The sequence below is a fragment of the Coxiella-like endosymbiont genome (assembly GCF_002871095.1).
In the GTDB taxonomy this organism is placed as follows: domain Bacteria; phylum Pseudomonadota; class Gammaproteobacteria; order Coxiellales; family Coxiellaceae; genus Coxiella.
On the sequence record NZ_NSHJ01000090.1, the window covers coordinates 1 to 14,081 of the forward strand.

Sequence of the window (14,081 nt, forward strand, 5' to 3'; positions counted from 1 at the left end):
GATTTATAGTATTAAGATTAATATTTCAGTCCATGCTCTTAACCCAGTTAAAAACATACAACTTCTAATAATAAGTTCTTAAAAATTAGTAAGACTTTTTTTTATGAACGATAGTCATAAAATAGAGAAAAATTCACTATTTTAGTCAGCCTTGTAACTTCCTTCTTTCAACTTCAAAATCATTCTGAATTTAAGGATTTTCCTTCTCTCTTACGTGTTTAAGATTTCTAGTTGGGTGTTATAGCCTAGGTTACAAGAGTATCCATTAAAAGCAGTTGGTTGTTAAAACAATAAAATATTACAAGTGATGCTGATCATTTTAGCACAAATTGCTACCGGTAATCGTAACTTCTTATATCTTACAATACATATAAATATAACTTTTGTTTTATATTATGAAATTTAGCTATATTTTGATTTTAAATTTAAATGGTATTTGTTTATTCCTAAAAGTATCATTTACTTCAAAAATAGTAACTTTTATAACTTTGATTACACCCTTGCATCTCATATGCAATTTTTTACTTATATACTTAATTTATTAAAAAATGGATCATTTAGTGAAGGCAGTTTAACTTTTCATATACTTTTGCGATTAAATGCAATATACAATAAAAGTCTTGATTCATGGTGATTATCGTTTTTTATCAATAGTGGCACATCTTTCCTACCCTTCTGTATTACTATAAATTATTAATTAATTATTTATGGAACGCTCTAAATTCTTAAACTTGTATTTTATCATTAAACTAACATATCTTATTCTTGCTTTCAATTATATTTTACATCTATTGACATTATAACTAGCTTACTAATTTTAAAAAACTGTTTTCAACACTCAAATTTTGTATTGCGTTGAAGATCCCTTTCTCGTACCCTACTAAAATCAAAAGATCTGATGGGCTTAATTTCATGAATGATGACTATCTTAAAAACACATTGATTAATACTATTTTTGAAGATCGTCGCTCAGAACGACGATGGCGAAATATTCGCTTAGCAGCTTGGATGTTTATTTTATTACTCCTAATTATTTTAATTTTTACTCCCTCAACTTCAGAATTAGCAGCTAAAAAAAATGATACCCCATATGTTTCTTTAATGCGCTTAAATGGACCAATTATGTCGAATACTTCTTTTTCGGCCTATCAAATTTTACCTAATTTAGTGAACGCATTTTCTGATAAAAACTCGAAAGGGGTTATTTTATTAATCAATTCCCCCGGAGGTAGTCCTGTTCAAGCTTCCATTATCCATGACAAAATTCTTGAATTAAAAAAAGAATACCATAAAAAGGTTGTCGTCCTAGGAGAAGATGAACTTGCTTCGGGTGCTTACCTAGTATCTACAGCGGCTGATAAAATTTACGTTAATAATAATACTCTTACCGGATCAATTGGTGTAATTATGGGAGGATTTGGATTTGTAGATACCTTACAGAAGCTGGGAATGACAAGACGCTTATTTATAGCAGGCTCTCATAAAGATCGTTTAGATCCCTTTGAACCTTTAGATGCTCAGGATGTTATTAAAGTCAAAAGGGTACTTGAACAAGTTCATCAAAATTTCATTAATACAGTTATTGCTGGTCGAGGAAGCCGATTACGGGGGAGTTATGAGAAACTATTTTCAGGTGATTTTTGGACGGGTAAAGAAGCCACACAACTAGGCATTGTCGATGGTACCGCAAACCTATGGACCGTGCTGGATCAGGAATTTGGAGTCAAGCATTATCATGATTACACTACAAAAATTCATTTTTTGCAAGATCTATTCCACAACACGGTTACACAACTTTATTTTCATTTAACGAATAAAATTTTGCCAATTCGAGAGGAAATTTATTAGAGTAAAGATGCATGAGTACGTATATTATTGGTGACGTACAGGGATGTTATCAGGAATTAAAAGAACTATTAACTCTCATTCAGTTTGATCCTTCTCAGGATCAATTAGGGTTTGTCGGTGATCTAGTGAATCGTGGTCCTCATTCCCTTGAAGTATTGCGATTTATCAAATCTCTTTCTTCACCATTAATAGTTCTTGGAAATCATGATTTATTTTTATTAATTCTAGGGTATGAACTGATGCCTGAAGATTCTTATGAACATACCCTGCATAACATTTTGCGCGCCAATGACAAAATAGAACTGTTAGAATGGTTACGAGGTTTCCCCTTAGTACATTACGAAAAAAAGTATCATGCTCTTTTAGTGCATGCCGGACTTCCTCCACAATGGTCTATCGCAGAGAATCTTAAACGTGCCAATGAAGTATCACTTACCTTACAAGGAGCTTATTTTAAAGAATTTTTAAAGAATTTATTTGGAGATCAACCTTTCCAATGGCATGATAAGCTTAAAGGACAAGAACGACTCCGATATATCACCAATGCATTCACACGGATGCGTTTTTGCAACGCAAAGGGAGAGCTAGATTTCAAAGTAAGCAGTAAGAAAAGCACAAATAAAGAAGATTTCCAACCGTGGTTCAATTGGCGCCACCCTGAAAAAGAAAGAGTTAATATTGTATTTGGTCATTGGGCTGCACTTAAGGGTGAATGCGATACACCTTACTGCTACGCATTAGATACCGGCTGTACATGGGGTCACCAACTTACTGCATTAAACCTTGAAACTAAACAACGTTTCGTCGTTCCTTGTCATTCTTATCTTTAAGATGTAATATTACCTCAACTATTATCGAACCAAACAAGCTGGTATTATAATCTAACTTATTATAAGGATACATCAAATTAAATGTAATTAATTTTACTACACTCAAAGGATCACTTAAAAAATTTTAAATCTTTCTGCTGATCAACAGAAGCCTGTTTTTGTAAAACAGTCTAAAAGAAAACGATTATTATTCTATATCTTATGAAATTTCCAAGCTCTTAAGAAGAGAGGTTATTTACTTAGTAAATAAAAAAGCTAACAGAACTCATCTTCCTAAATCTACAGACCTTTTAATAGAAGATAAAATCAAAAAATAGTAATATATAGTTGATCCTAATAACTTTTACTACTCAATCCTGAAAGATTATTTATATTGACAGAAACTCTACAAAAAATGCTTCGATAAATAAATCACCTTCTTAAAGAAATCCTGTATAAGCTTTTTTGAAAAACTAGAACCTCTTAAATTTAAACTGATTAAACTAAAAGGATATTACTTAAAAAGACTAGACCAATAGTCTAAAACACTAGATTAATAGGATCAATTAATTAACAAAATTTTAATGACTTATTATTTAATGAGTCATTTATGATTATTTCTCTAAAATGTCCATTTAATTCAAATTTATTTCCTTATTGCTCAGTGAGTTTTGTTTTCCTCCTTAATTCCAAAAAGCTAAAACTATACAAATTATTTTCATTCAATTCATGCTTTATTTGAGAGACCACGATCCATTCGTCGGTATCCCACAATGGAAAATACGTGTCACCTTCAAACGAATGCTCAATAATTGTTAGAATCATTTTATCAGCTTTGGGTAAAGTTTCTTTGAACAAAGATCCACCGCCAATAATCATAACCTCAGGCTCATTTGCCAAATTATTTAGGGCCTCTTCAACAGAAGAAAAAATTTTACATCCTTCAATTCTCAAACCTACTTCTCTAGAAATCACAATATTACGACGATGAAGTAGAGGTTTTCCAATACTCTCAAAAGTTTTCCGTCCCATAATAATAGATTTTCCAAGAGTAACCGCTTTAAAATGATATAAATCAGCAAGTAAATGCCAAGGCAAGTGATTTTTCTGGCCAATAAGGCGATTTTTATCCATAGCAGCAACGAGCGTTATAAGCACACTATTCTTAAGCCTATTTTCTATAAAAGTTCATACTAATTTTAATTTGTGACCGCTAATTTTTAAACCGCCAACAATTCGTATCACGAACAGAATACACAAACGTAATATTCCTATTGATACAATTTTGCTTGTTTGGAAATGTTCATATTCTCTGTAAACCATACTTGTTACAGCAATTTAAGCTCCAGGAAATCATATCAAATTTAACTGTTGTATGAGAAAAGGCTACAATTATTTTATTTGTTTAATATTTTTGTATCGAAAAATAGCTGAATACACTTAATATAATCTTAAAATGATTTCTATACACATAAAGTACCGTTCATTCAAAGCGCATCTCAAAACACATCCTGTATCATATCCCCTTAGCTTTTATATTCCATCATGCTTTTGACTCTCCCCATCGATTTTTTTCGCTCATCATCTGCGTCAATGAAAAGAATTTCAAATGTTTTAGATAAAAAATATTTTTCGAGAGAAAAATACTATTTTCTAAATGACATTAAAATTGTAATATTAGGGTTAAAATATTAAAATTAATAATAGCCAATGCAACAATTAACCGCTCGATAATTACTCCTGGAGAACATACACAATAAATAAAAATGAAAAAATAATTTATCAACCCTGTTGGGCAACTTACACTTATTCCAGATCAAAGTTCCTCCTTATCCTCTTAAAAATCCTTACATTAAACTAATTTAATTTACATGTCATATATTGACGTTGATTTCACCCAAGACTAAGTATTGAATAGTAGGAAAGAATATTGAAAATATCAGAAAAACCCCATTTTTAATAGAGTCGGTATAATCACTTATTACACTCATTGCCTGTAAGAAAAGTAGAGTTTCTTGGTGAATTATCTTGCAACAAATAGCTTGATATTAAAAATTCATTATTAGTATATTTCTCTGAAGATGAGAAAATCGTATAAATTTATAAAAATACAATATGCATTCATGCTAGCATATCCTATCCATCACAAAATATTTTTTTGCAATACCCACACCTGCTAAAAATATAAGAATTAAACCTAACTATAAGTAAGAAAGCTTTACAATAGAAACCCCGTAAAATTAGTGTTGTTTGGTGAACAGTGAAGATTCTATTATGCTTCTTTAGCGCATATAATTACAGGGCCCCGATCCCCCCCTGTAGCTCTGTAAGCAATGTTTATTAAAAATAAATTATTTAGAATTATTATTTGAAAAAGTTATTCAGATTTTAATCTAAGATTACTAACATAATCATTTAAATCTTCAAAGATCGATATTCCCTTCAATTCTTTATTACAAGCAATAGTTTGTGTACCATTTCCTGTCTTAACCAATACAGATCGACATCCAACTTTTTGAGCAGCCTGAATATCCCGAAGACTGTCTCCTACGAAGGTAGCTTCTGGAAAAGCTTTCGGGAAGTCCTGAGCAATTGCATATAACAATCCAGGATTAGGTTTCCGGCAAATACAATTAGCTTCAGGCGCATGAGGGCAGAAATAAATTTCCTTTATCTGCCCTCCCACTTTCGCCAATTCTTCTCTCATTTTTTTATGAATGGCGTCCAACGTTTCTAGAGAATAATAACGACAAGCAATGCCAGATTGATTGGTTGCGACTACAATTGTGTAACCTAATTTAGTAAGGCATGCAATGGCAGATAAACTACTATAAATAGGAATCCATTCTTCCAGAGTTTTAATATAATTTTTGGAATCGTAATTAATAACGCCATCGCGGTCTAAGATGATAAGCTTTCTTGTATTTTTCATGTTATATTTCATTAAGAAGTTTATTTTTTATCCCCAAATAGTTTTACCTGGAATTAACTCTTTTCGATAACCATTGATAAAATCTCGAGCTGATTGAATTCGTTTGCCAGGCAATTGCAATTGATAAAGACCTAAAATACCATCGCCAGTAGCTATATCTAATTTATTTTTATCTAATTGAATTAAGCTTCCTGCTCTTAATTCAGTTTTTCCTGACAAAACTTCTACTTGCCAAATTCGAATTGGTCGACGTTTAAAATAAGTAAAGGTGACAAAAGGAGGGTTCAAGGCACGTACTTGTCGTGCTAAATTAATAGCAGCTTGATTCCAATTTAACTTGGCATCTTTTTTTTGGATTTTTAGAGCATAGGTAGCTAGGTTTATCTCTTGTTTTTTTGCATTAATAGTTTTTAACTCAATCTTATCTAAGGTCTCGATTAATAACTCAGCACCTAGAGATGAAAGTCGTTCATAAAGATCGCCAGCAGTATCTTCTTCCCTAATAAGACAAGATTTCTGTGTTAAAATATCGCCGGTATCTAATCCCTCATCCATTTGTATAATTGTTACACCTGTTTCTTGATCTCCTGCTAGAATAGCATGTTGAATAGGCGAAGCTCCTCGCCATCGGGGCAGAAGAGAAGCATGAACATTAATCCCACCTAATCTATGAGCAACTAAGACACTTTGAGGCAACAATAATCCATAAGCTACTACCACCATAATATCAGCTTTAAAAGCTATTATTTTTTGTTCTTCCTCTCCTCGTAAAGAGCGAGGCTGGCGAACAATTATTTCTTCAGATAGAGCTAAAGTTTTCACAGGACTTTCTTTCATTTTCTGTCCACGGCCCGATGGCCGATCAGGTTGTGTATAAACAACCATTACCTGATGCTTAGATTTAATCAGTGCTCGAAGCATTGGTACTGCAAATTGAGAGGTTCCAGGAAATATGATATTAAGAGACATGGTATTTAGCCTTTTCATATACCTCAGAATCTAAGGAGTTACTTATTTATTGAATTTCTTTATTATATTCTAGTATTGCAAAGTCACTACAATTAAAATACCATCCTTGCTTTATAAAGCTTATCGTTGACAAAAAAATCATCAGCACTCGTACATGTTTACACGAAGAAAATACTTAATTCTATTAATAAAGATAGAGCATGGGCATTTAAAGCCTATCATTATATTTTGACACTGAATTCAACTAAGTATCCTTTTCTTATTGAAAATAAATATCTAATTTTTTCCCATCCAATAAATTTTTTCCCCATCCAATATATTATTAGAAATAATCATTATATTTTGAAGACTCTTCCACCAATAGCTTATTGTGGGCAATCAAAATCTAATCCTTCAATAGAATCTAGAATCGCACAATATAATTAAAGCCAAAAAATTTATATTATGAGGAACGTCCGATTACTTGTACTAAGAATTGATCTGATACTACAAACCTCTCAAGGCGCCTTGCACGTGTAAGAACACAAACTATTGCTATACTCGGGTAAGCGGTCTCTTCTCATATTATATTTTTTGAACTATCATGCATTAGCTCTCTAGATTTTCAAAAATAGTACCTTAGTTTCTAAATTACCTTAAACTATGAAGCGTTTTCGCCTAATTTTCTTCATCAAAATAGTATGATCAGAGGTTTGAGTTTAGATACTGTAATAAAAGCCACATTGGATTTTATCTTCTCAATCAAACCCCCAGTTGGATAGCTCCATACAATTAAAAAGTTTTACTATTCCGGGAGTTTAATTTTAAATCTCCTGTCACGGATTTTCATACTTTTATTAAAAAGTATATTTATTAAGAAGTATACAAAATTAGTTGATTCTATACAGGATATTATTGCAAAATTAGAAAGTAGGTCTATTGCTACCTAATAAGCGCGTAAACCAGCTCTGAAAGATAATAAATAACAATTGATCAAATACTTTAGGTTTAAAGCGACCTCTATCAAGTAAATCTTGGATAAGCAGTGACTTTACAAAATCAGACTAGAATTACTGTATAGTATCCCTTGAATTACAAAATTATATTAAAGCTATACTCAGCAAGTTGCTATAGGTGAAGTAATGAAAGATGCAAGTATATTAACAATATTAATGTATTTATTCAGAAATCACATACAAAAAAATTACACTTTTGATGTAATGAAAAAAAAATTCTTCTTCAATTGCAAACACTTGAGTTTCACTATACTGTCATTGATCAAGCCTTCCACTGGTTAAATCACCTCTCACAAAGAAGTGCATAAACCCATGAAAATACTAAATAAAAATTCTTTTAGAGTATTTAGTAACTATGAATATGAGTTATTTAATAATAATTGCCGCAGTTTTTTAATCACTTTAGAGCAACAATCAATTTTCAACCCTTATACACGGGATCTTGTGATTAACAAAGCTATTGAATTGGCTTCAAAAGGGATCGACCTTAGCCTTCTAAAATTGATAACTTTAATGGTTCCTTTAAATCAATCCTATGAAAAACAATCTTTGGCTATCATGGAGCTTCTTGTTTTTGATGACACGTTAGGTGGTATACATTAATTATGGTAAAATCATTAATAGTAGTCGAATCACCCGCCAAAGCAAAAACAATAAAAAAATACTTAGGTGAAGATTTTAAAGTCATGGCCTCTTATGGTCACGTTCGAGATCTTATTCCCAAAGAAGGCGCTGTAGATCCAGCTAAGCATTTCAAAATGCATTATAAAATGATAGAGCGTAATAGGCGTCACATGCAAGCTATAGCAAAGGCCCTCAAAACTTGTAAAAATTTATTTCTAGCAACAGATCCTGATCGTGAAGGTGAAGCTATTGCTTGGCACGTAAAACAACTATTAGAAACTAAAAATCGTTTAAAAAATAAAAACTTTGCTCGTGTAGTCTTTCATCAAATCACTAAAAAAGCAGTGCAAAATGCAATAGAACATCCACGCGATATTTCGATGGAGCTGGTGAATGCACAACAAGCACGGCGTGCTTTGGATTATTTAGTCGGTTTTAATTTATCTCCCTTATTATGGCTAAAAATCCGACCAGGACTCTCTGCAGGTCGAGTACAAAGCCCTGCGTTACGTATGATTGTGGATAGGGAAATAGAAATTGAAAATTTTCAAAGTCAAGAATATTGGAGTATTCATGCGGACTGTCAGTTTCAACAACAAAATTTTAAAGCACGATTAATTAAATTTCAAAATAAAAATATTGAGCAATTTTCTATAACTACAGAAAAAATAGCCCAAATTACTTGTAAGACTGTCACCCAATCTGCTGGTAGAAAACTTACCATTGCTAAAGTTATCAAACGAGAACGCAAACGCAATCCTGCTCCCCCTTTTATCACTTCGACAATGCAACAAGAAGCAGCACGAAAATTGGGGTTTTCTACTTCTAAGACCATGCAAATTGCTCAGCAATTATATGAAGGTGTTGAGATTGGAGATGAAGGTGCAATGGGGCTGATTACTTATATGCGAACCGATTCTCTCACATTAGAGCAGGAAGCTATAGCAGAAATCCGAGAATTAATTAGTAGAAAATACGGACAAGAAAATATACCGAAAAAAGCACGTGTCTATAAAACCAAATCTAAAAATGCTCAAGAAGCACACGAAGCTATCCGTCCCGCGTCTATCTTTCGACTTCCCGAAAATTTGAAAAAATATTTAACAACCGATCAATTGAAATTATACACTTTAATTTGGAAACGAACTGTTTCCTGTCAAATGATTGAGGCTACTTTACATACAGTTACTATCGATTTGGCAACAACCAATGCTCTTTTTCGTGCTAATGGTTCTACCCTAGTGAAACCTGGTTTTATTAGAGTTTACCAAGAAACTAACGATGACAGTAAAAAAAATGACGCAGAAAAAGGAGAAATCCTACCTCCTCTAGAGGAAGGACAAACGATTATTAGCATTAATATTAAAAGTAAACAGCATTTTACCGAACCTCCACCTCGTTATACCGAAGCCAGTTTAGTCAAAGCTCTAGAAGAACATGATATTGGCCGTCCTTCTACATACGCAAGCATTATTGCCACTTTAAAAAATCGCAAATACGTAGAAGTAGATAACAATAAGCGCTTTGTAGCTACGGACATTGGACGCATTGTGAATCGTTTTTTAACTCATTATTTTACTAAATACGTGGATTATGAGTTTACAGCGAAATTGGAAAATGAGCTAGACGATATTACCCGAGGAGACAAGAACTGGATTCCGGTGTTAGAAGCTTTTTGGTCACCCTTTAAAAATCTCATTGATGTTACCAAAAAAACTGTTAAACGTAGTGATGTGACCCAAGAAACAATTAATGAACAATGCCCTAAATGCGCAGCTCAATTATCTATTCGCTTGGGGAAACGGGGACGTTTTATTGGCTGCACCGCTTATCCAAACTGTGATTATACTCGTAACGTCACAGATATAGCTTCCAAAGCTTTAGAGAAAGTTATTGAAAGTAGACAATGTCCGAAGTGTCTATCTAATCTTGTTATTAAAAGCGGGTGCTATGGCAAATTTATTGGTTGCAGTGGATATCCGAACTGTCGTTATATGGAACCTCTGAAAATAGCTCAAGATACCGAAGTTACTTGCCCTAAATGTCATAAAAAAACTATTTTTCAACGTCAATCGCGTCGAAGTAAAATCTTTTATTCCTGCGCGAGATACCCAGATTGTGATTATGCTATTTGGAATATGCCTATTGCGCAAGAGTGTCCTAAATGCCATTGGCCTATTTTATCAGTAAAAACAACACAAACTCGTGGAACAGAAAAAGTTTGTCCTCAAAAAAATTGTAACTTTACAGAACCTTATCTAAAAAATGCAACAGAAATTAATGAATAATTTTGATTACTATTGGTATTAAATTTGATAAAGATTTGTCAGTTATGGAGAGACCTTTTATCGAAGAATTAAAATCTTTAGGTTATACCTTTTAAAATCCCATATTTGCTTTACGCAGCGTAATTTAAAAACAATAACCAGGAGAGTTTGTTGAAACAGCTGAGAAACGAGAGAATCTACTTTTTTCATCGCGTAGCCGCTAGGAACAAGCCCGCTGCCCTATTATCTACCCCCATTATCTACCTAGTATAGTAGTAGGTGTGACCAGCTTATACAATCAAAAGACTGTGATTAATATCTTTATGACAGGCGCTCTGGTAATTTAAATTAAATTAAATGATTTACTCACAACTGTTCAAATAGCCAGAAGTATTCCTCTTGCCTGTTCAGCACCATGGGCAAAATCAAACTGAAAAATTTCCTATTAGCAGCGTAAATTATTAAAATTCAAGATCCAGCCTGGACAAACAACTTAAGAAAAACAAGAATAATACATCATGATTCAAACCTAAAAAGTCAGACAAAAAACTCCAAACCACCTTTGTGAAAAAATATGAATAAACACGATCAAATAAACCACACTGTTGAAGCTTTACGACAAGGTAAAGTGATTGCCTACCCTACAGAAGCTGTTTACGGTCTTGGATGTGACCCCTTCAATTTCGATGCTGTTACTCAAATACTCTCTCTCAAGAATCGCTCAGTTAAAAAAGGTTTTATTCTAATCGCTTCCGAATGGAAACAAGTAAAAGCACTGACCCAACCCTTAGATCCTAAAACTTTATCCCACGTTTTTAGTACGTGGCCGGGTCCGATCACATGGCTGTTCCCAGCTACGGATGAAGTACCTTATTGGGTGAGAGGAGATCATAATACTGTTGCTATTCGTATCATTGCACATCCGTTAGCCCGATTACTCTGTCGTCATTTCGGAAAACCCATTATTTCCACAAGTGGCAATCGGGAAGGGCAGCCTCCTACACAGGACCTAAAAATGCTAAAAATAATTTTCGGAAACAAAATTGATATAATTCTTGAAGGTACTCTAGGAAGTTCTAAACGCCCCAGCGAAATCCGCGATGCGATTAGTAATAAAATTTTAAGAGTCGGTTAAATCAACCTGTATTTCTATTGGACAAGAGGCTAGACCTAGTATAAGGAGAGAGACTAACTCTAATTTTATTTACTCACAAAGAACGAAGGAATTTTAATTCTACAAATACTTTTTCAAGCTGGGCTCTCACTTCATCAACAGTGATTAATGCCATAGCCTCTCGAGAATGCACTCGCTGATACCAAGTTATTTTTGAGAAATCTTTACCTAAAATAGTTTTAACTGCTTGGGGAAATTTATTAATTACCCATCTCTGAGAAAAATAAGGTCCCGTTTTTTCTGGAGGAGCAACTGCGTAAAGGCCTACCACCGGTGTTCCTACCGCTTGAGCGATATGTAAAGGACCCGTATCTGGTGATAAAAGAACATCTACTTTGCTGAGAATCGCTGCTAATTCCTTTAAAGAACTTTTACCTACGAGGCTCAGAGCAGGTTTGATTAGTTGACAATTGATTTCTTCTGCCATTCGTTTTTCTACCATACTCGATCCCCCTACTAAAACAACATTGAAATTCCATTTCTTTTTAATAAGATAATTAACTACAGTAGCATATCGATCACTAAACCAATTGCGTTCCTCTTTACTCGTAGCAGGACAAATAGCTAACCAACGGCAGCTACTACCATAAGGATTTAATTGTGCTTTTGCCCACTCGTAATCCTGTGCATCAATAGGTAACCCCCATTTAATATTTCTATCCTTAATTCCAAAAGGTTCTGTAAGTCGTAAAAAGCTTTCCAACAAATGTTCAGGCCTCGCAGATACAGTGTGATTTACAAAATAATACTGAAAATCACGACTATGTAATTTTTCATAACCGTATTTTATTTTTGCTTGTACTAAGAAACACAATATATTAGAGCGTAATGTGGCTTGGGGCACCAATAAAACATCCAAAAGATAAGATTTTAGCTGTTGGTAACATCTCCAATAATCACTTAATGATGTTGGTTTATCTAAAACAATAAAATTTACATTCGATAGTCCTTGGACCAATGAAAAAAAAGGGCGACTGATAATCCAATAAAGTTCGATGTGTGGTAAGTGTCTACGTAACATATCAACCAAGGGGACTGTAAGGCAAACATCTCCTAGCGCACCCAACCGTAAAATACCAACAGAACGAGCAAAAGCAGAATTCATATGCAATGGAATTTTAATCTCTCTTTTAGAGAGAATTCTACTACTACAACAAGCAACCCTCTATATAGTTTATTAATTCAAAATAATTTTTATAATAATCATTAATAATTTTATGAGTGATTACTAAACTAAAGCTTATATTTTGTGATTACTAAACTAAAGCTTATATTTTTTAGTATTATATAAACGGACATTTTCATCCCAATAAAAATGTAAACACTTGATCTCTAATTATTTCTGTACAATATCCAGGTCACATCATCCATCATCTTTGATATACAATATGCACATGACTATGATGATAAGTAGTACCGAATATAAAGTGTAATGTTTCTCGCATCTCGAACAGAATAACTCAATAAATTAGTAAAAACTCATTTTCACTTAGGAAAATATTTTAACAGATAAATTTGATTAAAACGGTTATTAAATTTGATTTTGTACCCCATTTTTCTATTAATTCTAGCAAGGATTACCAAAGACTTTTAAGAGAAACTAAATTTAAATTCACTTTATCTGCTTCTGTCAAATTATCTCGTGTAAACGATACCTTTTTATTGATATTTTTTTATTTTATCTAAGTTTATTGCTTAATATTTTTAGTTGTCGCAGCTTAAGTCTCTAAGAAACTAGGAACTTAATTTTATGAAGGTAATGAGCATTCAAACATCATTAAGAAATAGTTACTAATATTTCTCGGTCAAATTATCAATTACAGCGTGAATACGTTAATTATATACGATTCATCGTCTTTTCTCTGTTTCTTACAAACAACTAAAGGACTATCAACTCAAGGACTATATGATAGATTTTGTCTGTTGGTATTTACATCAATACTCAAGTATTCGGCCGTCCGTCTCAAATTTTCAATAGGACAAAATAGTTAATCACCCCAGACAAAATTAACATTAAATAAAACTTACAATTTTAAAAATAAAAAGATAAGCTAATTTAAAAAATATACATACAATCTAGCATGAACATTTACCCATGAATTTTGTGTTACCAAAAAAGAAATAATAAAGGTGCTTAATTATTAAGACAAAGCTTCATTAATTTGCTCAAAGGAAATTTTGAAATTATAATTTAAATTGTGGCTTCTTAGAAATAGAAGCTTTGAAAGCAAGTCTACTCATACTATCAATAGTTTTTGTGTAAAATCCTATAGATGTTGCTTTCAAAAAATTAATTACATTAATTATTTTTTGCATTATCGGGGTCTCAATCCACTGAACGTCACTCATGATCATTATCATTAAATATAAAATGAAATAGGTAAGCAAACATAAAAATAAATAAGCAAGCATTCTACGAGAATCACGAATACGATCATACAGGCCTTCTGAGTAGAATTTACG

At 32.8% G+C, this 14,081-nt stretch carries 9 protein-coding genes and 1 pseudogene; 5 read left to right on the forward strand and 5 right to left on the reverse strand.

Translation table 11 applies throughout. The features are described 5' to 3' along the window. The first annotated feature begins 912 nt into the window (after window positions 1-912). A complete protein-coding gene (locus CLERM_RS01515) occupies window positions 913-1,848 on the forward strand; it encodes a S49 family peptidase (RefSeq protein WP_102156843.1) in 936 nt (311 codons plus the stop codon). Between the two features lie 11 nt (window positions 1,849-1,859). Then, a complete protein-coding gene (locus CLERM_RS01520; protein ID WP_102156844.1) occupies window positions 1,860-2,678 on the forward strand; it encodes a symmetrical bis(5'-nucleosyl)-tetraphosphatase in 819 nt (272 codons plus the stop codon). A gap of 633 nt (window positions 2,679-3,311) precedes the next feature. Here the strand turns inward: CLERM_RS01520 and CLERM_RS01525 are convergent. The 3 genes from CLERM_RS01525 to fmt all read right to left on the reverse strand — a co-directional run bounded on the left by CLERM_RS01525 (window position 3,312) and on the right by fmt (window position 6,558). Next, a complete protein-coding gene (locus CLERM_RS01525) occupies window positions 3,312-3,815 on the reverse strand; it encodes a dihydrofolate reductase (RefSeq protein WP_102156845.1) in 504 nt (167 codons plus the stop codon). 1,219 nt (window positions 3,816-5,034) lie between these two features. Then, window positions 5,035-5,589: a D-glycero-beta-D-manno-heptose 1,7-bisphosphate 7-phosphatase gene (gene gmhB / locus CLERM_RS01530; RefSeq protein ID WP_102156846.1), complete on the reverse strand. Its 555-nt coding sequence runs from the start codon at window positions 5,587-5,589 to the stop codon at window positions 5,035-5,037. Between the two features lie 27 nt (window positions 5,590-5,616). Then, entirely contained in the window at window positions 5,617-6,558 is a 942-nt protein-coding gene (fmt, locus tag CLERM_RS01535; RefSeq protein WP_102156847.1) for a methionyl-tRNA formyltransferase, read from the reverse strand. A 1,295-nt stretch (window positions 6,559-7,853) separates the two neighbouring features. Here fmt and CLERM_RS04060 point away from each other — a divergent pair. The 3 genes from CLERM_RS04060 to tsaC all read left to right on the forward strand — a co-directional run bounded on the left by CLERM_RS04060 (window position 7,854) and on the right by tsaC (window position 11,579). Beyond that, window positions 7,854-8,156, forward strand: a complete 303-nt coding sequence (locus CLERM_RS04060) for a DUF494 family protein (protein ID WP_305764145.1) — start codon at window positions 7,854-7,856, stop codon at window positions 8,154-8,156. A 2-nt stretch (window positions 8,157-8,158) separates the two neighbouring features. Further along, entirely contained in the window at window positions 8,159-10,465 is a 2,307-nt protein-coding gene (gene topA / locus CLERM_RS01545; RefSeq protein WP_102156848.1) for a type I DNA topoisomerase, read from the forward strand. Window positions 10,466-11,018: 553 nt separating this feature from the next. After that, window positions 11,019-11,579 (forward strand): L-threonylcarbamoyladenylate synthase type 1 TsaC, encoded by a 561-nt coding sequence (gene tsaC, locus CLERM_RS01550; protein ID WP_102156849.1) that lies wholly within the window; start codon window positions 11,019-11,021, stop codon window positions 11,577-11,579. 73 nt (window positions 11,580-11,652) lie between these two features. On the opposite strand, the gene CLERM_RS01555 is transcribed toward tsaC, so the two are convergent. Both CLERM_RS01555 and CLERM_RS03990 read right to left on the reverse strand, forming a co-directional pair. After that, complete coding sequence (locus tag CLERM_RS01555; RefSeq protein ID WP_102156850.1) at window positions 11,653-12,723, reverse strand: glycosyltransferase family 9 protein; 1,071 nt, start codon at window positions 12,721-12,723, stop codon at window positions 11,653-11,655. 1,079 nt (window positions 12,724-13,802) lie between these two features. Then, window positions 13,803-14,081 (reverse strand): annotated as a pseudogene (locus tag CLERM_RS03990) (hypothetical protein); the annotation flags it as partial.

What these genes read in the sequence shown, in the direction of transcription:
- CLERM_RS01515 (WP_102156843.1), top strand. Translation starts at nt 913, where the DNA reads ATGAATGATGACTATCTTAAAAACACATTGATTAATACTATTTTTGAA.
- CLERM_RS01555 (WP_102156850.1), bottom strand. Translation starts at nt 12,723, where the DNA reads ATGAATTCTGCTTTTGCTCGTTCTGTTGGTATTTTACGGTTGGGTGCG.
- gmhB (WP_102156846.1), bottom strand. Translation starts at nt 5,589, where the DNA reads ATGAAAAATACAAGAAAGCTTATCATCTTAGACCGCGATGGCGTTATT.
- tsaC (WP_102156849.1), top strand. Translation starts at nt 11,019, where the DNA reads ATGAATAAACACGATCAAATAAACCACACTGTTGAAGCTTTACGACAA.
- CLERM_RS01520 (WP_102156844.1), top strand. Translation starts at nt 1,860, where the DNA reads ATGAGTACGTATATTATTGGTGACGTACAGGGATGTTATCAGGAATTA.
- fmt (WP_102156847.1), bottom strand. Translation starts at nt 6,558, where the DNA reads ATGTCTCTTAATATCATATTTCCTGGAACCTCTCAATTTGCAGTACCA.
- topA (WP_102156848.1), top strand. Translation starts at nt 8,159, where the DNA reads ATGGTAAAATCATTAATAGTAGTCGAATCACCCGCCAAAGCAAAAACA.